This window comes from Haemophilus sp. HMSC71H05, assembly GCF_001838635.1.
Taxonomy (GTDB): Bacteria; Pseudomonadota; Gammaproteobacteria; order Enterobacterales; family Pasteurellaceae; genus Haemophilus_D; species Haemophilus_D parainfluenzae_R.
The window spans coordinates 87390-105271 of record NZ_KV838019.1; the positions used below are offsets into that span (position 1 = coordinate 87390).

Below are 17882 nucleotides of genomic sequence, written 5' to 3' on the forward strand. Positions count from 1 at the left end.
ATGGCACTTATTGAATACCATCCCCCTTTAGAACCGTATTTAGATATTATCTACCAAGATAATCATATCTGCGTGGTAAATAAACCAAGCGGTTTACTTTCAGTCCCGGGCAATCAACCTGAATACTATGACAGTGCTATGAGCCGGGTGAAAGAGAAATTTGGATTTTGTGAACCCGCACACCGTTTAGATATGGCCACTAGTGGGATTATTCTGTTTGCATTGAGTAAAGCAGCAGATAAAGAGTTGAAACGTCAATTCCGTGAACGTGAGCCAAAAAAATATTATCAAGCGTTAGTGTGGGGACACTTAGAACAAGATAGTGGGGAAATTAATCTTCCTATGATTTGTGATTGGGAAAATCGTCCGCGTCAACGCATTGATTTTGTATTTGGTAAAAGAGCGGTCACGTTTTATGAAGTTCTAGAAAGATTACCTACTAACTGCACTCGAGTAAAACTGACACCAATCACAGGACGTTCACATCAACTACGTTTACATACACACGCACTAGGACATCCTATTTTAGGTGACAAATTTTATTCTCACCCACAAGCTAAAGCGATGTCACCTCGCCTATGCTTACATGCAGAAGAACTTACGATCACGCACCCCATCACAGGTGAAAAAATGACATTCAGAGCTGAAGCTGAATTCTAGAAATGAAATATAAAAAAGGCTCACATTAGTGAGCCTTTTCATTTTATAACAAATTATTATTCCGCTGCTGCTTCTGCAACTTCTGGACGATCAACTAACTCAATGTATGCCATTGGAGCGTTGTCACCTGCACGGAAACCACATTTTAAGATACGGGTGTAACCACCTGCACGTTGAGCAAAACGTGGACCTAATTCATTGAATAATTTCGCAACAGTTTCGATGTTACGAGTACGAGCGAATGCTAAACGACGGTTTGCAACGCTATCTTCTTTTGCTAATGTAATTAACGGTTCAACTACACGACGTAATTCTTTAGCTTTTGGTAAAGTAGTCTTGATGATTTCATGACTAACTAAAGCACTTGCTAAGTTACGGAACATCGCTTGGCGATGGCTGCTATTACGGTTTAGTTGACGACCACTCTTACGATGGCGCATGATCTTATCCTTCTCAGAAAAATCTTAACCTATGACCAAACTAGTCTTCAGCAATACTTGCTGGTGGCCAATTCTCAAGGCGCATACCAAGTGACAAGCCACGTGAAGCGAGAACGTCTTTAATTTCAGTAAGAGATTTCTTACCAAGATTAGGCGTTTTTAATAACTCAACTTCTGTACGTTGTACTAAGTCACCGATATAGTGAATTGTTTCTGCTTTCAAACAGTTAGCAGAACGAACTGTCAACTCTAAGTCATCAACAGGACGTAATAAAATCGGATCAAATTCCGGTTTTTCTTCCTTGACTTCAGGTTGACGAACATCACGCAAATCAACGAATGCATCGAGTTGCTCTGCTAAAATTGTTGCTGCACGACGAATTGCTTCTTCCGGATCAATAGTCCCGTTAGTTTCTAACTCGATAACTAGTTTATCTAAGTCAGTACGTTGTTCAACACGTGCTGCTTCAACATTGTAAGCAATACGGTCAACCGGACTATAACAAGCGTCTACTAATAAACGACCAATTGGACGATCTTCATTTTGTGAATGAGTACGAGCAGATGCAGGTACATAACCTCTACCACGTTGAACACGAATACGCATATTAATAGATGCGTTTTCGTCTGTTAAGTGACAGATTACATGTGATGGATTAACAATTTCAACATCACCATCGTGGGTGATATCTGCTGCAACAACAGGGCCAATTCCAGATTTATTTAATGTCAGAATAACATCATCTTTATTCTGTACTTTAACCGCTAGACCTTTAAGGTTTAAAAGAACTTCAAGAATATCTTCCTGAACACCTTCTTTACTACTATATTCGTGCAGTACGCCATCAATTTCTACTTCAGTTACAGCACAACCTGGCATTGAAGACAGAAGGATACGACGTAATGCATTCCCTAGAGTATGACCAAAGCCACGCTCTAACGGTTCTAAGATCACCTTAGCATGAGTAGAGCTAATTTGCTCGATATCTACTAAGCGTGGCTTTAAAAATTCTGTAACAGAACCCTGCATTTTATCCTCTCTTTGCTTTTAAGCTTAACTATTATTTAGAGTAAAGCTCAACGATCAGATGTTCGTTAATGTCTGCTGATAAATCAGAACGTTCAGGAACACGTTTGAACACACCTTCCATTTTTGCAGAATCAACTTCTAACCAAGTTGGTTTTTCTCTTTGTTCTGCTAATTCTAATGATGCTTTAATACGTGCTTGTTTTTTAGATTTCTCACGAACAGCAACGACATCATTTACAGAAACTTGGAAAGATGGGATATTTACAACACGACCATTTACGACAATCGCTTTGTGGCTCACTAATTGACGAGCTTCTGCGCGAGTTGCAGCAAATCCCATGCGATAAACAACGTTATCCAATCTACCTTCTAATAATACTAGTAAGTTTTCACCAGTATTACCTTTTAAACGGTTTGCTTCTTTATAGTAGTTACGGAATTGACGTTCTAAAATACCATAGATACGACGAACTTTTTGTTTTTCACGTAATTGACTACCATAGTCAGACAAACGCGGTTTACGAGCACCGTGTTGACCTGGTGCTGTATCAATTTTACATTTTGAATCAATCGCACGCACACCTGATTTAAGGAATAAATCAGTGCCTTCACGACGGCTGAGCTTGAGTTTAGGGCCCAAATATCTTGCCATTTTCTTTCTCCAACTATCCTATTACGCCATTAAACACGACGTTTTTTCGGTGGACGACAACCGTTATGAGGGATCGGAGTCACATCAGTGATGTTCGTGATACGGAAACCCGCTGCATTTAATGCACGGATTGTTGATTCACGACCCGGACCCGGACCTTTAACCATAACTTCCAAGTTCTTTAAGCCGAATTCTTTAACGATTTCAGCACAACGTTCTGCAGCAACTTGTGCAGCGAACGGGGTAGATTTACGAGAACCACGGAAACCTGAACCACCTGCTGTAGCCCAAGCTAAAGCATTACCTTGACGGTCAGTAATGGTAACGATTGTGTTATTGAAAGATGCGTGAATGTGTGCTACGCCATCTACAACTTGTTTTTTTACACGTTTACGTGCACGAACTGGTGTTTTAGCCATTCTTTATTTACCCCGACTATTTTTTGATCGGCTTACGTGGACCCTTACGGGTACGCGCATTAGTTTTAGTACGTTGACCACGTACCGGTAAACTACGACGATGACGTAAACCACGGTAACAACCTAAGTCTAAAAGACGTTTGATGTTTAGTGTTACTTCACGACGTAAGTCACCTTCAACGGTAAATTTACCAACTTCGTCACGCAGTTTGTCAATCTGCTCTTCAGACAATTCGCTGATCTTAACATCTTCAGCAATACCCGCTGCAGCACAAATGCTTTTTGAACGAGTTTTACCGATACCGTAAATTGCAGTTAAAGCGATTACAGCGTGTTTGTGATCAGGAATGTTAATGCCTGCAATACGGGCCACTATGCACTCCTATTATTTTAACTAATTTGGTATTCTGATCTTGAAAAGCCCGTTTTCAGGATACTCAAACAGAATACCAAGGACATAAATGAGTTGAGTAGTATAACTACTCAACCGGTTCTTTGCAAGAAGAAATGTTAATTAACCTTGACGTTGTTTATGTTTAGGGTCGCTGCATAATACGCGAACAACACCTTCACGTTTAACAATTTTACAGTTACGACACATCTTCTTAACGGAAGCACGAACTTTCATTGCTTATCCTTTTTACTTAAATGAACAATTACTGTCCAAAACCTTTAAGGTTTGCTTTTTTTAACGCAGATTCATATTGAGACGACATTAAGTGACTCTGAACTTGCACGATAAAATCCATAATTACAACAACAACGATTAATAAGGAAGTACCACCGAAGTAGAATTTAACATCCCATGCTGATGTCATAATATAAGGGACTAAACATACGAACGTTACATAAAGACCGCCAATTAATGTTAAACGAGTCATTACTTTATCAATGTAACGTGATGTTTGTTCACCTGGTCTAATTCCTGGGATAAATGCACCAGATTTTTTTAGATTATCTGCTGTATCACGTGGATTATATTGCATCGCAGTATAAAAGAAACTGAAGAAAATAATCGCTACCGCATAAACAAGAAGATATAAAGGTTGTCCAGGATTCAACAACATTGATAAGTCATTTAACCACTCAAACTTATCATTTTGACCAAACCATTGTGTCAATGTAGCTGGGAATAAAATAATGCTTGAAGCAAAAATTGCTGGCATTACGTTTGCCATATTAACTTTTAATGGTAAATGAGTTGAATGACCACCTAAAATTTGACGTCCTTGTTGACGCTTAGCATATTCAACACGAATTCTACGTTGTCCACGTTCTACGAAGACAACAAAATAAGTTACTGCAAAAACAATAGCAGCGATTAGTAGAAGAACTAAAGGATGCATTTGTCCTTGACGAGCTTGCTCAACTGTTTCGATGATTGCATGCGGCAATCCTGCAACAATACCACCAAAAACAAGAATTGAGATACCGTTACCAATACCTCTTTCAGTAATTTGCTCACCTAACCACATTAAGAACATGGTTCCGGTTACAAGACTCACTACTGCAGTGAAGTAAAAAGTAAAACCGATATTTGGCACTAACTGTGGCAACATATTCGGTAAGCCGGTAGAAATTGCGATAGCTTGGATAGTAGCAAAAACCACCGTTGCATAACGAGTATACTTGGTGATTTTTCTTTGTCCTGCTGCGCCTTCTTTTTTCAATTCTGCTAAAGCAGGTGAAACCGTAGCAAGCAATTGCATTACGATAGATGCCGAGATATACGGCATGATACCTAATGCTAAAATTGATGCTCGGCTCAATGCACCACCAGAGAACATGTTTAACATATCAATGATGGTGCCTTTTTGTTGTTCAACTAATTGAGCTAGCACGGCGGCATCAATACCAGGAAGCGGAATAAAAGAACCAATACGATAAACGATAAGTGCACCTAATACAAAAAGCAATCTGCTTTTTAGTTCACCAGTACCACTATTAGTACTTCTGCTTTGATAACCTGGTTGTTTAGCCATTTGCTAATTATTCCTCAACTGAACCGCCAGCAGCTTCGATTGCTGCTTTTGCACCTTTAGTTACACGTAAACCACGTACAGTAACTGCAGATTTCACTTCACCCGCTAAGATAACTTTAGCGAATTGAATATCTTTAGTTAAAATGTTTGCAGCTTTTAATGCTTCTAAAGTGACAACATTTCCTTCAACTTTTGTTAATTCGTTTAAACGAACTTCAGCAGTTACAGCTGATTTCATTGAAGTGAAACCAAATTTTGGTAAACGACGGTATAATGGCATTTGGCCACCCTCGAAACCACGACGAACACCGCCGCCAGTACGAGATTTTTGACCTTTATGACCACGACCACCAGTTTTCCCTAAACCTGAACCAATACCACGACCAAGGCGTTTTGCGCTGTGCTTAGCACCTTCAGCCGGAGATAGAGTATTTAAACGCATTCTCTTACTCCTCCACTTTAACCATGTATGAAACTTGGTTAATCATACCACGTACTGCCGGAGTATCGATTAACTCAACAGTATGGTGCATATGGCGAAGACCAAGACCACGCAAGGTAGCTTTGTGCTTCGGTAAACGAGCAATTGAGCTACGAACTTGAGTTACTTTAATAGTTTTAGCCATTATCAATTACCCCAAAATTTCATCAACGGTTTTGCCACGTTTAGCAGCAACCATTTCTGGTGATTTCATATTTGCTAATGCATCAATAGTTGCACGAACAACGTTGATTGGGTTGGTTGAACCATACGCTTTAGAAAGAACGTTACGTACACCAGCAACTTCTAACACTGAACGCATTGCACCACCTGCGATGATACCTGTACCTTCGCTAGCTGGTTGCATAAATACGCGAGAACCAGTGTGAACACCTTTAACTGGGTGTTGTAATGTACCTTCATTTAAAGCGACATTAATCATATTGCGACGTGCTTTTTCCATCGCTTTTTGGATCGCTGCCGGAACTTCACGAGCTTTACCATAACCAAAACCTACGCGACCGTTACCATCGCCTACTACTGTTAAAGCAGTAAAGCTCATAATACGACCACCTTTTACAGTTTTTGATACACGGTTTACTGCGATTAGCTTCTCTTGCAGTTCACCAACTTGTTTTTCGATGTTTGACATCTCAATTTACCTCATTAGAACTGTAGACCAGCTTCACGTGCAGCGTCCGCTAAAGTTTGGACACGACCATGATATTTAAAACCGGAACGGTCAAAAGCAACGTCTTTAACGCCTTTTGCTAATGCGCGCTCAGCAACAAGTTTACCTACTACTGCTGCGGCATCTTTATTACCGGTATATTTAACTTGCTCACGAATTGCTTTTTCAACAGTTGAAGCAGCGGCAAGCACTTCTGAACCGTTTGGTGCAATAACTTGTGCGTAGATATGACGCGGAGTACGGTGAATAACTAGACGAGTTACACCTTGCTCTCTCATCATATGACGTGCACGAGCTGCACGACGGATACGAGCTGATTTCTTATCCATAGTGTTACCTTAATTATTTCTTCTTAGCCTCTTTCATACGTACTACTTCATCAGAGTAACGTACACCTTTACCTTTATAAGGTTCAGGACGGCGATAAGCACGAATATCTGCTGCAACTTGACCAATTAACTGCTTGTCAGCACCTTTTAAAACGATTTCCGTTTGTGAAGGGCATTCTGCAGTAATACCTGCTGGTAAAGTGTGCTCCACAGGGTGAGAGAAACCTAAGCTTAATGCAACTACGTTGCCTTTAACTTGAGCTCTGTAACCAACACCCACTAGTTGTAATTTCTTAGTGAAGCCTTCAGTAACACCGATAACCATTGCATTAACTAATGCACGAGCTGTACCCGATTGAGCATTCGCTTCAACAAAACCTTCACGTGGAGTGAAAGTAAATTGACCATTATCTTGTTTAACTTCAACTGAGTGATGAATTGTGCGAGATAACTCGCCATTTTTTCCTTTTACTGTTAATAGCTGACCGTCGAGTTTAACTTCAACGCCGGCAGGAATATTAACAGGTGCCTTTGCAACACGAGACATTTTCCTACCCCTCTATTAAGCTACGTAACAGATGATCTCACCGCCTAAACCCGCTTGACGAGCTGCACGGTCAGTCATAACACCTTTAGATGTAGAAATTACAGCAACACCTAAACCACCCATAACTTTTGGTAATTCGTCTTTACGTTTGTAAATACGAAGACCAGGACGGCTTACACGTTGGATGCTTTCTACAACCGGTTTGCCTTGGAAATATTTTAAAGTAATTTCCAATTCAGGTTTTGCACCTTCTAAAACTTTAACGCTTTCGATATAACCTTCAGCAGCTAATACGTTGGCAATTGCCACTTTTAGCTTGGAAGAAGGCATATTGATTGCAACTTTGTTCGCAGCTTGACCGTTACGAATACGGGTCAACATATCTGCGATTGGATCTTGCATACTCATTGTACTTTTTCTCCGATTCCAAAATAAAGTGGTATATTACCAGCTCGCTTTTCTAAGGCCTGGGATCTCGCCGCGCATAGCAGCTTCACGAACCTTAATACGGCTTAAACCAAACTTACGTAAAACGCCGTGAGGACGTCCAGTTTGGCGGCAACGGTTACGTTGACGACTAGGGCTAGAATCACGTGGTAAAGTTTGTAATTTTAACACTGCATTCCAACGATCTTCGTCAGAGGCATTGACATCAGAAATGATTTTCTTTAATTCTGCACGTTTAGCGAAGAATTTTTCAGCCAATTTAACGCGTTTTACATCGCGTGCTTTCATTGATTGTTTTGCCATTATAACCTGCCTTATTTACGGAATGGGAAATTAAAGGCAGCAAGTAGTGCTTGACCTTCTTCATCATTCTTAGCAGTAGTTGTGATAGTGATATCTAAACCACGTACACGATCTACTTTATCGTAATCGATTTCAGGGAAGATGATTTGTTCACGCACACCCATGCTGTAGTTACCACGACCATCAAATGATTTCGCGCTTAAACCGCGGAAGTCACGAATACGTGGAACAGCAATTGTAATTAAACGTTCAAAGAACTCCCACATACGCTCACCGCGTAGTGTTACTTTACAACCGATTGGATATCCCTGACGGATTTTAAAGCCAGCAACAGATTTACGAGCTTTAGTTACTAAAGGTTTTTGACCGCTAATTGCTGCTAAGTCCGCTACTGCGTTGTCTAGCAATTTCTTATCGGTCAATGCTTCACCCACACCCATATTCAGGGTAATCTTTTCGATTCGTGGGACTTGCATGACAGATTTGTAGCCGAATTTATTTTTTAACTCGTTTACTACTTGATCTCTGTAGTAATCATGCAGTTTCGCCATCGCATTACTCCAGTTTGTTAGATAATTTCATTGTTAGATTTGAAGAAACGTACTTTTTTGCCGTCTTCGAATCTAAAACCTACACGGTCAGCTTTGTTTGTTTTTGGATTGAAAATCGCAACATTAGAAGCATCGATAGCTGCTTCTTTTTTCACTAAACCACCAGCTTGTCCTAAAGCAGGAACTGGTTTTTCATGTTTAGTGATGATATTAATACCTTCAACAAACACTTTACCGTTTGGTAACACTTTAGTTACCTTGCCACGCTTGCCTTTGTCTTTACCGGCAAGTACGATTACTTCATCGTTTTGACGAATTTTTGCAGCCATTTCTCACTTCTCCTTACAGTACTTCTGGTGCCAAAGAAATGATCTTCATGAATTTCTCAGAACGAAGTTCACGAGTCACCGGTCCAAAAATACGAGTACCGATTGGTTGCTCTGTGTTATTGTTTAAAATTACACAAGCGTTACCATCGAAGCGAATGACTGATCCGTCTGGGCGACGAACACCCTTCTTGGTGCGCACAACAACTGCTTTTAATACATCACCTTTTTTAACTTTACCGCGTGGAATTGCTTCTTTCACAGTAACTTTGATGATATCACCAATAGCAGCATAACGACGGTGCGATCCACCTAGAACCTTGATACACATTACGCTGCGAGCACCAGAGTTATCGGCAACATCCAGCATAGTCTGTTCTTGGATCATATTTTATGCTCCGTTAAGTTAATAATACACCCTTGCGGGACGAACCTACCCATGCCTTATAAAGATATATGGCGGATAGGTGGCGGAGTTTACCAAAATCAAGCTATAAACGCAATCAAAATTTTATACTTAAGTTAGCGTATTTAAAGTGCGGTCAAATTTTATGACTTTTTAGCGAGTCTTGGAAAGAAAAAAGCCAACGGCATAACCATTGGCTTTTATTTTTTAACTTGTTAATTAAGCAATAACTGCTTTCTCAACAACACGAACTAAAGTCCAAGATTTGGTTTTAGAGAGAGGACGACATTCGCGAATCTCTACTACATCACCTAATTTGGCTTCGTTGTTCTCATCGTGTACGTGTAATTTAGTTGTACGACGGATAAATTTACCGTATAACGGGTGTTTTACCTTACGTTCAATAGCAACAACGAAAGATTTTTCCATTTTGTCGCTAACAACTTTACCTTGTACGCTACGAATTTTATCAGTCATTACTCACCCGCCTTCTCAGTTAAAATGGTTTTAACACGTGCGATATCACGGCGCACTTGTTTAGCCTGATGGGTTTGTTGAAGCTGACCGGTGGCTGTTTGCATACGCAATTTGAATTGTTCACCTAAAAGGTTCACTAATTCATTATTCAGCTCTTCAACACTTTTTGTACGTAAATCTTGAGCTTTCATTACATCACCGTCTTAGTTACGAAGGTAGTCTTGATTGGCAATTTAGCAGCTGCTAATGCAAATGCTTGTCTTGCGATCTCTTCTGACACACCATCCATTTCATAAAGTACTTTACCCGGTTGGATTAAGGCTACCCAGTACTCAACGTTACCTTTACCTTTACCCATACGGACTTCTAATGGTTTTTCAGTAATTGGTTTATCTGGGAAAACACGGATCCAGATTTTACCTTGACGTTTAACTGCACGTGTCATTGCACGACGAGCCGCTTCAATTTGACGAGCGGTTAAACGACCACGACCAACTGCTTTTAACCCGAATGTACCGAAGCTAACTTCAGTACCACCCGCGATACCACGGTTACGGCCTTTGTGAACTTTACGGAATTTTGTACGTTTTGGTTGCAACATTTAGCGTTTCTCCTTACTTACGACCTTTGCCACGCGGAGCCTTTTTAGGCTTGTCGGCAGGTTGTTGTTCTGATTGCGCAACTGCAGCCATTCCACCCAAAATTTCACCTTTGAAGATCCATACTTTAACGCCGATTACGCCGTATGTAGTATGAGCTTCTGCAGTGTTATAATCGATGTCCGCACGAAGAGTATGTAGAGGTACACGACCTTCACGATACCATTCAGAACGTGCGATTTCTGCACCACCTAAACGACCGCTAACTTCAACTTTGATACCTTTAGCACCTAAACGCATTGCGCTTTGTACCGCACGTTTCATAGCACGACGGAACATTACACGACGTTCTAATTGAGAAGCGATGCTGTCTGCAACTAATTTTGCATCTAATTCCGGTTTTTTCACTTCAGCAATGTTGATTTGAGCCGGAACGCCAGCGATTTGAGATACTGCGTTACGTAATTTTTCAACATCTTCACCTTTTTTACCGATAACGATACCAGGGCGAGCTGTGTGAATTGTTACACGAATACTTTTCGCTGGACGCTCAATAGTAATACGTGAAACCGAAGCGTTTGCTAATTCTTTAGTTAAGAATTTGCGTACTTTGAAGTCACCGTCAAGATTGTCGGCGAAATCTTGTGTATTCGCGAACCAAGTAGAGTTCCAAGGTTTTACAATACCTAGGCGAATACCATTTGGATTTACTTTTTGACCCATTGCTATTCCTCTACTTATTAACGATCTGACACAACCACAGTGATGTGGCTAGTACGTTTTAAAATACGATCTGCACGACCTTTAGCACGTGGCATAACACGTTTCATGCTAGGACCTTCGTCAACGAAGATTTTAGCAACTTTAAGATCATCGATATCTGCACCATCATTATGCTCTGCGTTAGCAATAGCAGACTCTAATACTTTTTTCACTAAAGCCGCAGCTTTTTTGTTAGTAAAAGTTAAGATTTCTAATGCTTGCGCAACTTTTTTACCACGAATTAAATCGGCAACTAAGCGAGCTTTTTGGGCAGAAGTGCGAGCGTAACGATGTTTTGCGATAGTTTCCATCTATTTACCTCTTATTTCTTAGCTTTCTTATCTGCCGCGTGACCGCGGTATGTACGAGTCGGTGCAAATTCACCTAATTTATGGCCGATCATTTCATCAGATACATAAACAGGAACGTGCTGACGACCATTATGGACTGCGATGGTCAATCCGATCATTGAAGGAATGATCATTGAACGACGGGACCAAGTTTTGATTGGTTTTTTATCCCCGCTTTCCACCGCCTTCTCTACCTTCTTCAACAAGTGTAGGTCAAGGAAAGGACCTTTCTTGAGAGAACGTGGCATGGCTTATCCTCTTATTAATTTAAATTATTTGCCACGACGACGTACGATATATTTATCAGTACGTTTGTTGTGACGAGTTTTCTTACCTTTAGTTTGAACGCCCCAAGGAGTTACTGGGTGTTTACCAAAGTTACGACCTTCACCACCACCGTGTGGGTGATCTACTGGGTTCATTGCTGTACCACGAACTGTAGGGCGAATGCCTCTCCAGCGGTTAGCACCAGCTTTACCCAATACGCGAAGCATATGTTCTGAGTTACCAACTTCACCGATTGTAGCAACACATTCAGCTAATACTTTACGCATTTCGCCTGAACGTAAACGTAAAGTTACGTAGTTGCCTTCACGAGCGATGATTTGTACATAAGCACCAGCAGAACGAGCGATTTGACCGCCTTTACCTGGTTTTAATTCAACGTTATGTACTGTTGAACCAACTGGGATATTACGCATTGGTAATGAGTTACCCACTTTAATTGGTGAGTTAACGCCAGATTGGATTTGATCGCCAACTGACAAACCTTTAGGTGCTAAGATATAACGGCGTTCACCATCTTTATAAAGCACTAAAGCAATGTTAGCTGAACGGTTTGGATCATATTCTAAACGTTCAACAACCGCTGGGATATCTAACTTGTTACGTTTGAAATCGATTAAACGGTAATGTTGTTTATGACCACCACCGATGTGGCGAGTGGTAATACGACCATAATTGTTACGACCACCAGTTTTAGATTTAGTATCTAGAAGAGGCGCGTAAGGTTTACCCTTGTATAATTCAGGGTTCACGATTTTAACAACGTGACGACGACCAGCGGAGGTCGGCTTACATTTAACGATAGCCATTCTCTAATTTCCTCCGATTACTCTGCACTGTCCACGAAGTCCAAGTTTTGGCCTTCGGCTAAAGTTACATAAGCTTTTTTCCAGTCGCTGCGACGACCCATTTTGTTACCACGGCGTTTAGTTTTACCTTTAACAACCACAGTACGAACTGAGTCAACTTTTACTTCAAATAATTGAGCAACAGCAGCAGCAATTTCAGCTTTGTTCGCATCTAAAGCAACTTTAAGTACAACAGTGTTAGATTTTTCAGCATTGTTAGTTGCTTTTTCAGAGATGTGCGGTGCACGTAGCACGCTTAGCAAACGTTCTTGACTCATGCTAGGATCTCCTCAATTTGTTTCACAGCGTCAACAGTAACAATCACTTTATCGAAAGCGATTAAGCTAACTGGATCGATACCTTGAACATCACGTACATCAACTTTATATAAGTTACGTGCCGCTAAGAATAGATTTTCATCTAAACTTGCTGTGATAATTAACGCATCTTCAACTGCTAAATCTTTTAATTTTTGTACTAATACTTTAGTTTTTGGTGCATCTAATTCGAATTTTTCAACAACAACCAAACGGTCTTGACGAACTAATTCAGAAAGAATGCTTTTGATAGCACCACGGTACATTTTCTTGTTCACTTTTTGGCTGTGATCTTGTGGTTTAGCCGCGAAGGTTGTACCACCAGAACGCCAGATTGGTGATTTGATATCACCAGAACGAGCACGACCTGTACCTTTTTGACGCCAAGGTTTTTTACCTGAACCAGACACTTCAGCACGAGTTTTTTGCGCACGAGTACCTTGACGAGCACCTGCTGCATAAGCAACAACAACTTGGTGAATCAAAGCTTCGTTAAACTCACGTCCGAAGGTAGTTTCAGAAACAGTTAGTGCGTTTGCACCTACAACTTGTAATTCCATCTCTATCTCCTAGACTTATGCTTTAACTGCCGGCTTAACGATAACATCGCCATTGATAGCACCAGGTACAGAACCTTTTACTAATAGCAATTTACGCTCAGCATCTACACGAACAACTTCAAGTGATTGAACGGTTACACGCTCAGCACCTAAATGTCCTGCCATTTTTTTACCTTTAAACACACGACCTGGAGTTTGGTTTTGACCAATAGAACCAAGTACACGATGTGATAAAGAGTTACCGTGTGTAGCATCTTGAGTACGGAAGTTCCAACGTTTAACACCACCTTGGAAACCTTTACCTTTAGAAGTACCAGTAACATCTACTTTTTTAACATCTGCAAAGATGTCAACATTGATTTCTTGACCTAAAGTGAATTCTTCACCTTCAGTACGAAATTCCCATAAACCGCGACCAGCTTCAACACCTGCTTTCACGAAATGGCCTGCTTCAGGTTTAGTTACACGATTCGCTTTTTTAGAACCAGTAGTAACTTGAACTGCAGTATAGCCATCGTTTTCAAGAGTTTTAACTTGAGTTACGCGGTTGGCTTCGATTTCGATAACGGTAACTGGTACAGAAACACCGTCTTCATTGAAGATACGGGTCATACCAACTTTACGACCGACTAAACCAATCATTGTAATAACCTCTTAATTAACCTAGGCTGATCTGCACGTCCACGCCGGCAGCCAAATCTAAACGCATTAATGCATCAACAGTTTTTTCTGTTGGCTCTACGATATCTACTAAACGTTTGTGTGTACGAATTTCGTATTGGTCACGCGCGTCTTTGTTCACGTGTGGAGAAATCAACACGGTGAAACGCTCTTTACGAGTTGGTAAAGGGATTGGACCACGAACTTGTGCACCAGTACGTTTAGCTGTTTCTACGATCTCCGCAGTAGATTGATCGATCAAACGGTGATCGAAAGCTTTTAAGCGGATACGGATTCTTTGGTTCTGCATTAGACCAGAGCTCCAATAAAATTTAGCTAATAAAAAACTAACACCAATCACAATTCTAACTTCAAAATAGAAAAGGAGGTGTAAGTTACCTGTTATATAGTCTCCAAATCGGAAACATTGTTAGTATTACATATCGTAATACTCGTTTAATAAATGATTACATTAAACGGCTTTCAATATCTGAAAGCCCGTGGATATTACACAAAAACACCTAATTATGCAAGCTTTTTGTTCAATTAATTTCCACAAATAAAAAAGTGCGGTCATTTTCTCGAGTATTTTTCACCTGAAAAAATGACCGCACTTTTATAAAATGAAATCTACAGCTTATTATCTAACATTGCAATATGTCTTGTTGCGGCAATCCATGCACCAACATAACCCATAATCAAGCAACTTACTAATAAGAAGATCAGCTCGCCTACACCTAATCCATTGAGCTCAAAGTTGACTGCAAAGATATCCGTCACATATTTCACTGCAGAAGTAAAGTAACCCACAATAAGACTACTAAATACAGCTGCGACAAATCCACCTAGCACTGCATAAATCATACCAGTGTAAAGATAAGGACGAAGAATAAATTGATCCGTTGCACCTAATAGCTTCATCACATCAATACTTGCACGACTGCTATAAACATCGGAACGAATGCTATTTCCGATAACAAGGAATACCGCTATTGTCATTAACACCGTGCAGAAAATTGCCACGTGTGCGAAAAGCCACGAAAGTGCGGTCAATTTTTCCATCCAATCATTATCTAGTCGAACTTCTTGCACGCCTTTAATTTTATTTAAATTTGCGCGTAACTCAGCTCGTTTTTCTGATTCATTAAACGCTTTAGACGGTTTCACCATCACCACTGCCGGCAATGGGTTGTCATCTAAAATTTCTAACTCTTCACCAAAACCAGACCAACTTTTAAATTCTTTCAAACTGTCTTGGCGAGAAACATAATTTAACGATTCCACACCTTCTTGTTGACGGATTTTTTCCACCACCAAGTTAGCATCTTCTTCACTTAAATTTTTATGTAAATAGATTGTGAGCTCGCTTTCCGGATAAAATTGAGTTGTCGCTAAGTGTAAATTTTTCCATAACAAATAGCTCACCGTTGGAATCGTGAGAGATACGGCAATCACAAGAATTGTTAGTAATGTACCAAATTTACGTTTTACTAAATCGTTCAAAACAGAACGCAAAGTATAAGCAGTTTGCACGCCAAAAGAAGCATCAATACGTCTTGTCATTTTTTATCCTTAATAGCGTAAGTAGCCTTGTTCAAGCACAAGACATGGTTTTGGTTTTTGTTGAATTAAATTGATATCGTGTGTCGCAATTAACACCGTCATGCCTAAACGATTAAACTCTTCAAACAGATTGAAAATCCCTAAGGAAAGTTCATCATCAAGGTTACCTGTAGGCTCATCCGCTAATAAAAGTTGCGGTTTATGTACGATTGCACGCGCGATATCGACACGTTGTTGCTCCCCACCTGAAATTTGTGGCGGCATATAATTCGCTTTACTACGTAAGCCCACACGATCTAATGCAACCAATGCGCGTGTATGTGCTTCTTTCGGGTTCATGCCAGCAATAATCAATGGCAACGCCACATTTTCTGCTACGCTACGATCCGTTAATAGACGGTAATCTTGGTGAACCATACCTATTTGGCGGCGTAAAAATGGGATTTCATATTTAGACAAACGCGTAATATCATGACCATTAAACCAAATATTACCGGCATTCGCCTTTTCCATTCCCATGATTAATTTAAGCAAGGTACTTTTACCCGCGCCAGAATGCCCAACAAGATAAGTCATACTTCCAACAGGAAGATAAAAATTCAAGCCTTGCAAGGCCGGCTGAGTCGCACCGTGATAAGCTTTAGAGACATTTGAAAATCGAATCACTTTATTATTCCTTTTTATTCTTCATTTTCGTGAACAAACAATGCTTCAATAAATTCTTCTGCATTAAATTCGCGTAAATCTTCAATTTTTTCACCCACACCAATATAACGAATTGGTAAATTAAACTGATCTGCAATGGCGAAAATTACCCCACCTTTTGCTGTTCCGTCTAATTTGGTTAATGTAATACCTGTTAACCCAACCGCCTCATTAAAGAGTTTGGCTTGGCTAATTGCATTCTGCCCTGTACCCGCATCTAAGGTAAGCATAATTTCGTGCGGTGCGGTTTCATCGTATTTTCTCATGACACGAACGATTTTCTTCAATTCATCCATGAGATTATTTTTATTTTGTAAACGACCGGCCGTATCCGCAATTAAAATATCAATATTACGTGCCGCGGCAGATTGCATCGCATCAAAAATCACCGACGCAGAATCTGAACCTGTACTTTGTGCCACAACCGGGATATTGTTACGTTCACCCCATACTTGAAGTTGTTCTACTGCTGCGGCACGGAAAGTATCCCCTGCGGCTAACATGACTGATTTACCTTCATTTTGGAATTTACGAGCCAATTTACCAATTGTGGTTGTTTTACCTACACCGTTTACGCCAACCATCAAAATAACATAAGGCTTTTTAGTCGTATCAATGACCAATGGTTTTGCAACTGGTTTTAGAATTTCTACCATTTCAACTTTAAGTTGTTGGTAAAGCAATTCCGCATCTTGTAACTGTTTACGGCTTGCGTGCTCCGTTAAATTCTTAATGATTTTATTGGTTGTTGGTACACCAATATCCGCAATTAAAAGCTGCTCTTCCAACTCTTCAAATAAATCATCGTCAATCTTTTTACCTAAAAAGAACGCTCGGAAACCTGCACCAATATTTTGTTTAGTTTTGAGTAAGCCTTTGACTAAACGACTAAAAAAGCCACCTTCACTTGGTTTTTCTTGCGTTTCGGTATTAATATCTGAACGGAATTCATCTTTAACATCTTCAACAATTTCAGGCTCAATCTCAGCATCAACTACAGGAAGATCTTCAACGACATTATCTTGCTCAATAATGCTTTCTGTTGGTTCTTCCGCAGAAAGTGCGGTAGAAATTTCTTCTGTTTTTTCTGTCTCTTCAGCCGTTGCCTCAATCACCGGTGTATCTAAAACTGGCTCAATATTGACCGCACTTTCAGGTGAAATCACTTCTTCTACAACAGGTTCAATATGCTCAACAATGGTATTCTCAGCTTTATCCTCTTGCAGCTGTTCCGCTAACTCCTGTAATTCTTCCTGTTCAACTTGTTCTAATTGAACGTTCTCGCTATTGTGAACAATCTCTTTCGTAGGCAAAACATCGGCAGATTCAACAGATGACTCTTCAATAGTTGGCTCAATTTTTTGTTCTTCTTGCTTTTTATTGCGACCAAAAAGAGAGGCCCAAAACCCGCCTTTTTTCTTTTCTTCTGACATAAATTCTTCTCTTAAACACAAATCTGTAAAAAATACTGCCTATTCTAGCAAAAAATCGT

General features: G+C 40.2%; 32 protein-coding genes. 1 reads left to right on the forward strand and 31 read right to left on the reverse strand.

What is annotated here, in order from left to right; genetic code table 11:
- Window positions 1–660, forward strand: a complete 660-nt coding sequence (rluA, locus tag HMPREF3279_RS00425) for a bifunctional tRNA pseudouridine(32) synthase/23S rRNA pseudouridine(746) synthase RluA (RefSeq protein ID WP_070867733.1) — start codon at window positions 1–3, stop codon at window positions 658–660.
- Between the two features lie 56 nt (window positions 661–716).
- Here rluA and rplQ read toward each other — a convergent pair whose 3' ends face one another.
- The 31 genes from rplQ to ftsY form a co-directional block, all read right to left on the reverse strand.
- Window positions 717–1100, reverse strand: coding sequence for a 50S ribosomal protein L17 (gene rplQ / locus HMPREF3279_RS00430; protein ID WP_005695104.1), 384 nt, complete (start codon window positions 1098–1100; stop codon window positions 717–719).
- A gap of 40 nt (window positions 1101–1140) precedes the next feature.
- On the reverse strand, window positions 1141–2130 hold the full coding sequence (locus HMPREF3279_RS00435) for a DNA-directed RNA polymerase subunit alpha (protein WP_005695102.1): 990 nt from the start codon (window positions 2128–2130) through the stop codon (window positions 1141–1143).
- A 31-nt stretch (window positions 2131–2161) separates the two neighbouring features.
- A complete protein-coding gene (gene rpsD / locus HMPREF3279_RS00440) occupies window positions 2162–2782 on the reverse strand; it encodes a 30S ribosomal protein S4 (RefSeq protein WP_005625866.1) in 621 nt (206 codons plus the stop codon).
- Between the two features lie 29 nt (window positions 2783–2811).
- The gene (gene rpsK / locus HMPREF3279_RS00445) at window positions 2812–3201 is read right to left on the reverse strand and encodes a 30S ribosomal protein S11 (RefSeq protein WP_005543603.1); all 390 of its coding nucleotides are present in this window, start codon (window positions 3199–3201) and stop codon (window positions 2812–2814) included.
- A 16-nt stretch (window positions 3202–3217) separates the two neighbouring features.
- Window positions 3218–3574, reverse strand: coding sequence for a 30S ribosomal protein S13 (rpsM, locus tag HMPREF3279_RS00450; protein WP_005548758.1), 357 nt, complete (start codon window positions 3572–3574; stop codon window positions 3218–3220).
- Between the two features lie 141 nt (window positions 3575–3715).
- Window positions 3716–3829, reverse strand: a complete 114-nt coding sequence (gene rpmJ, locus HMPREF3279_RS00455) for a 50S ribosomal protein L36 (RefSeq protein ID WP_005625868.1) — start codon at window positions 3827–3829, stop codon at window positions 3716–3718.
- 28 nt (window positions 3830–3857) lie between these two features.
- Window positions 3858–5183: a preprotein translocase subunit SecY gene (secY, locus tag HMPREF3279_RS00460; RefSeq protein WP_005695101.1), complete on the reverse strand. Its 1326-nt coding sequence runs from the start codon at window positions 5181–5183 to the stop codon at window positions 3858–3860.
- Between the two features lie 7 nt (window positions 5184–5190).
- Window positions 5191–5625, reverse strand: coding sequence for a 50S ribosomal protein L15 (rplO, locus tag HMPREF3279_RS00465; protein WP_005695100.1), 435 nt, complete (start codon window positions 5623–5625; stop codon window positions 5191–5193).
- 4 nt (window positions 5626–5629) lie between these two features.
- Complete coding sequence (rpmD, locus tag HMPREF3279_RS00470; RefSeq protein WP_005543631.1) at window positions 5630–5809, reverse strand: 50S ribosomal protein L30; 180 nt, start codon at window positions 5807–5809, stop codon at window positions 5630–5632.
- A 6-nt stretch (window positions 5810–5815) separates the two neighbouring features.
- Window positions 5816–6316 carry a 30S ribosomal protein S5 gene (gene rpsE, locus HMPREF3279_RS00475; RefSeq protein WP_070867734.1) on the reverse strand — a complete coding sequence of 167 codons (501 nt, stop codon included), beginning with the start codon at window positions 6314–6316 and terminating at the stop codon, window positions 5816–5818.
- 14 nt (window positions 6317–6330) lie between these two features.
- The gene (gene rplR, locus HMPREF3279_RS00480; RefSeq protein WP_005695097.1) at window positions 6331–6684 is read right to left on the reverse strand and encodes a 50S ribosomal protein L18; all 354 of its coding nucleotides are present in this window, start codon (window positions 6682–6684) and stop codon (window positions 6331–6333) included.
- A gap of 13 nt (window positions 6685–6697) precedes the next feature.
- A complete protein-coding gene (gene rplF / locus HMPREF3279_RS00485) occupies window positions 6698–7231 on the reverse strand; it encodes a 50S ribosomal protein L6 (protein WP_005698881.1) in 534 nt (177 codons plus the stop codon).
- A gap of 15 nt (window positions 7232–7246) precedes the next feature.
- Complete coding sequence (gene rpsH / locus HMPREF3279_RS00490) at window positions 7247–7639, reverse strand: 30S ribosomal protein S8 (protein ID WP_005625877.1); 393 nt, start codon at window positions 7637–7639, stop codon at window positions 7247–7249.
- A gap of 36 nt (window positions 7640–7675) precedes the next feature.
- Window positions 7676–7981, reverse strand: a complete 306-nt coding sequence (rpsN, locus tag HMPREF3279_RS00495; protein ID WP_005695094.1) for a 30S ribosomal protein S14 — start codon at window positions 7979–7981, stop codon at window positions 7676–7678.
- Window positions 7982–7992: 11 nt separating this feature from the next.
- A complete protein-coding gene (gene rplE, locus HMPREF3279_RS00500) occupies window positions 7993–8532 on the reverse strand; it encodes a 50S ribosomal protein L5 (RefSeq protein ID WP_005695093.1) in 540 nt (179 codons plus the stop codon).
- A gap of 17 nt (window positions 8533–8549) precedes the next feature.
- The gene (rplX, locus tag HMPREF3279_RS00505; protein WP_005695092.1) at window positions 8550–8861 is read right to left on the reverse strand and encodes a 50S ribosomal protein L24; all 312 of its coding nucleotides are present in this window, start codon (window positions 8859–8861) and stop codon (window positions 8550–8552) included.
- A 13-nt stretch (window positions 8862–8874) separates the two neighbouring features.
- A complete protein-coding gene (gene rplN, locus HMPREF3279_RS00510; RefSeq protein ID WP_005619403.1) occupies window positions 8875–9246 on the reverse strand; it encodes a 50S ribosomal protein L14 in 372 nt (123 codons plus the stop codon).
- Between the two features lie 237 nt (window positions 9247–9483).
- Entirely contained in the window at window positions 9484–9741 is a 258-nt protein-coding gene (gene rpsQ, locus HMPREF3279_RS00515; RefSeq protein ID WP_005695091.1) for a 30S ribosomal protein S17, read from the reverse strand.
- Window positions 9741–9932 (reverse strand): 50S ribosomal protein L29, encoded by a 192-nt coding sequence (rpmC, locus tag HMPREF3279_RS00520; RefSeq protein WP_005695090.1) that lies wholly within the window; start codon window positions 9930–9932, stop codon window positions 9741–9743. Before rpmC ends, rpsQ begins: the two co-directional genes overlap by 1 nt.
- Window positions 9932–10342 carry a 50S ribosomal protein L16 gene (gene rplP, locus HMPREF3279_RS00525; RefSeq protein WP_005695088.1) on the reverse strand — a complete coding sequence of 137 codons (411 nt, stop codon included), beginning with the start codon at window positions 10340–10342 and terminating at the stop codon, window positions 9932–9934. The genes rpmC and rplP overlap by 1 nt, the downstream gene beginning before the upstream one ends.
- A 13-nt stretch (window positions 10343–10355) precedes the next feature.
- Window positions 10356–11063, reverse strand: a complete 708-nt coding sequence (gene rpsC, locus HMPREF3279_RS00530; RefSeq protein ID WP_005640982.1) for a 30S ribosomal protein S3 — start codon at window positions 11061–11063, stop codon at window positions 10356–10358.
- Between the two features lie 17 nt (window positions 11064–11080).
- Window positions 11081–11413, reverse strand: a complete 333-nt coding sequence (gene rplV / locus HMPREF3279_RS00535) for a 50S ribosomal protein L22 (protein ID WP_005625897.1) — start codon at window positions 11411–11413, stop codon at window positions 11081–11083.
- 11 nt (window positions 11414–11424) lie between these two features.
- Window positions 11425–11700 (reverse strand): 30S ribosomal protein S19, encoded by a 276-nt coding sequence (gene rpsS / locus HMPREF3279_RS00540; protein WP_005539416.1) that lies wholly within the window; start codon window positions 11698–11700, stop codon window positions 11425–11427.
- Between the two features lie 24 nt (window positions 11701–11724).
- The gene (rplB, locus tag HMPREF3279_RS00545; RefSeq protein ID WP_005640979.1) at window positions 11725–12546 is read right to left on the reverse strand and encodes a 50S ribosomal protein L2; all 822 of its coding nucleotides are present in this window, start codon (window positions 12544–12546) and stop codon (window positions 11725–11727) included.
- 17 nt (window positions 12547–12563) lie between these two features.
- The gene (gene rplW, locus HMPREF3279_RS00550) at window positions 12564–12863 is read right to left on the reverse strand and encodes a 50S ribosomal protein L23 (RefSeq protein WP_005632756.1); all 300 of its coding nucleotides are present in this window, start codon (window positions 12861–12863) and stop codon (window positions 12564–12566) included.
- Window positions 12860–13462 (reverse strand): 50S ribosomal protein L4, encoded by a 603-nt coding sequence (rplD, locus tag HMPREF3279_RS00555; protein ID WP_005695085.1) that lies wholly within the window; start codon window positions 13460–13462, stop codon window positions 12860–12862. Before rplD ends, rplW begins: the two co-directional genes overlap by 4 nt.
- Before the next feature lie 15 nt (window positions 13463–13477).
- Entirely contained in the window at window positions 13478–14104 is a 627-nt protein-coding gene (gene rplC, locus HMPREF3279_RS00560) for a 50S ribosomal protein L3 (RefSeq protein ID WP_005632753.1), read from the reverse strand.
- Window positions 14105–14120: 16 nt separating this feature from the next.
- Window positions 14121–14432, reverse strand: a complete 312-nt coding sequence (gene rpsJ / locus HMPREF3279_RS00565) for a 30S ribosomal protein S10 (protein WP_001181005.1) — start codon at window positions 14430–14432, stop codon at window positions 14121–14123.
- A gap of 320 nt (window positions 14433–14752) precedes the next feature.
- The gene (gene ftsX, locus HMPREF3279_RS00570; RefSeq protein WP_049384341.1) at window positions 14753–15685 is read right to left on the reverse strand and encodes a permease-like cell division protein FtsX; all 933 of its coding nucleotides are present in this window, start codon (window positions 15683–15685) and stop codon (window positions 14753–14755) included.
- A gap of 9 nt (window positions 15686–15694) precedes the next feature.
- Window positions 15695–16351: a cell division ATP-binding protein FtsE gene (gene ftsE, locus HMPREF3279_RS00575; RefSeq protein WP_070867735.1), complete on the reverse strand. Its 657-nt coding sequence runs from the start codon at window positions 16349–16351 to the stop codon at window positions 15695–15697.
- 14 nt (window positions 16352–16365) lie between these two features.
- Window positions 16366–17823, reverse strand: coding sequence for a signal recognition particle-docking protein FtsY (ftsY, locus tag HMPREF3279_RS00580; RefSeq protein WP_070867736.1), 1458 nt, complete (start codon window positions 17821–17823; stop codon window positions 16366–16368).
- Window positions 17824–17882: the final 59 nt, after the last annotated feature.

Excerpts from the sequence above, each read along its gene's own strand:
- ftsX (WP_049384341.1), bottom strand. The coding sequence starts at position 15,685 with ATGACAAGACGTATTGATGCTTCTTTTGGCGTGCAAACTGCTTATACT.
- rpsK (WP_005543603.1), bottom strand. The coding sequence starts at position 3,201 with ATGGCTAAAACACCAGTTCGTGCACGTAAACGTGTAAAAAAACAAGTT.
- rpsD (WP_005625866.1), bottom strand. The coding sequence starts at position 2,782 with ATGGCAAGATATTTGGGCCCTAAACTCAAGCTCAGCCGTCGTGAAGGC.
- rpsH (WP_005625877.1), bottom strand. The coding sequence starts at position 7,639 with ATGAGTATGCAAGATCCAATCGCAGATATGTTGACCCGTATTCGTAAC.
- rplN (WP_005619403.1), bottom strand. The coding sequence starts at position 9,246 with ATGATCCAAGAACAGACTATGCTGGATGTTGCCGATAACTCTGGTGCT.
- rplC (WP_005632753.1), bottom strand. The coding sequence starts at position 14,104 with ATGATTGGTTTAGTCGGTCGTAAAGTTGGTATGACCCGTATCTTCAAT.
- rplX (WP_005695092.1), bottom strand. The coding sequence starts at position 8,861 with ATGGCTGCAAAAATTCGTCAAAACGATGAAGTAATCGTACTTGCCGGT.
- rpsE (WP_070867734.1), bottom strand. The coding sequence starts at position 6,316 with ATGTCAAACATCGAAAAACAAGTTGGTGAACTGCAAGAGAAGCTAATC.
- rplW (WP_005632756.1), bottom strand. The coding sequence starts at position 12,863 with ATGAGTCAAGAACGTTTGCTAAGCGTGCTACGTGCACCGCACATCTCT.
- rpmC (WP_005695090.1), bottom strand. The coding sequence starts at position 9,932 with ATGAAAGCTCAAGATTTACGTACAAAAAGTGTTGAAGAGCTGAATAAT.
- rpmJ (WP_005625868.1), bottom strand. The coding sequence starts at position 3,829 with ATGAAAGTTCGTGCTTCCGTTAAGAAGATGTGTCGTAACTGTAAAATT.
- rplQ (WP_005695104.1), bottom strand. The coding sequence starts at position 1,100 with ATGCGCCATCGTAAGAGTGGTCGTCAACTAAACCGTAATAGCAGCCAT.
- rplO (WP_005695100.1), bottom strand. The coding sequence starts at position 5,625 with ATGCGTTTAAATACTCTATCTCCGGCTGAAGGTGCTAAGCACAGCGCA.
- secY (WP_005695101.1), bottom strand. The coding sequence starts at position 5,183 with ATGGCTAAACAACCAGGTTATCAAAGCAGAAGTACTAATAGTGGTACT.
- rpsN (WP_005695094.1), bottom strand. The coding sequence starts at position 7,981 with ATGGCAAAACAATCAATGAAAGCACGCGATGTAAAACGCGTTAAATTG.
- rplE (WP_005695093.1), bottom strand. The coding sequence starts at position 8,532 with ATGGCGAAACTGCATGATTACTACAGAGATCAAGTAGTAAACGAGTTA.
- rpsQ (WP_005695091.1), bottom strand. The coding sequence starts at position 9,741 with ATGACTGATAAAATTCGTAGCGTACAAGGTAAAGTTGTTAGCGACAAA.
- rplP (WP_005695088.1), bottom strand. The coding sequence starts at position 10,342 with ATGTTGCAACCAAAACGTACAAAATTCCGTAAAGTTCACAAAGGCCGT.
- rpsS (WP_005539416.1), bottom strand. The coding sequence starts at position 11,700 with ATGCCACGTTCTCTCAAGAAAGGTCCTTTCCTTGACCTACACTTGTTG.
- rluA (WP_070867733.1), top strand. The coding sequence starts at position 1 with ATGGCACTTATTGAATACCATCCCCCTTTAGAACCGTATTTAGATATT.
- rplV (WP_005625897.1), bottom strand. The coding sequence starts at position 11,413 with ATGGAAACTATCGCAAAACATCGTTACGCTCGCACTTCTGCCCAAAAA.
- rplB (WP_005640979.1), bottom strand. The coding sequence starts at position 12,546 with ATGGCTATCGTTAAATGTAAGCCGACCTCCGCTGGTCGTCGTCACGTT.
- rpsJ (WP_001181005.1), bottom strand. The coding sequence starts at position 14,432 with ATGCAGAACCAAAGAATCCGTATCCGCTTAAAAGCTTTCGATCACCGT.
- rplD (WP_005695085.1), bottom strand. The coding sequence starts at position 13,462 with ATGGAATTACAAGTTGTAGGTGCAAACGCACTAACTGTTTCTGAAACT.
- rplR (WP_005695097.1), bottom strand. The coding sequence starts at position 6,684 with ATGGATAAGAAATCAGCTCGTATCCGTCGTGCAGCTCGTGCACGTCAT.
- rplF (WP_005698881.1), bottom strand. The coding sequence starts at position 7,231 with ATGTCTCGTGTTGCAAAGGCACCTGTTAATATTCCTGCCGGCGTTGAA.
- rpsC (WP_005640982.1), bottom strand. The coding sequence starts at position 11,063 with ATGGGTCAAAAAGTAAATCCAAATGGTATTCGCCTAGGTATTGTAAAA.
- ftsY (WP_070867736.1), bottom strand. The coding sequence starts at position 17,823 with ATGTCAGAAGAAAAGAAAAAAGGCGGGTTTTGGGCCTCTCTTTTTGGT.
- HMPREF3279_RS00435 (WP_005695102.1), bottom strand. The coding sequence starts at position 2,130 with ATGCAGGGTTCTGTTACAGAATTTTTAAAGCCACGCTTAGTAGATATC.
- rpmD (WP_005543631.1), bottom strand. The coding sequence starts at position 5,809 with ATGGCTAAAACTATTAAAGTAACTCAAGTTCGTAGCTCAATTGCTCGT.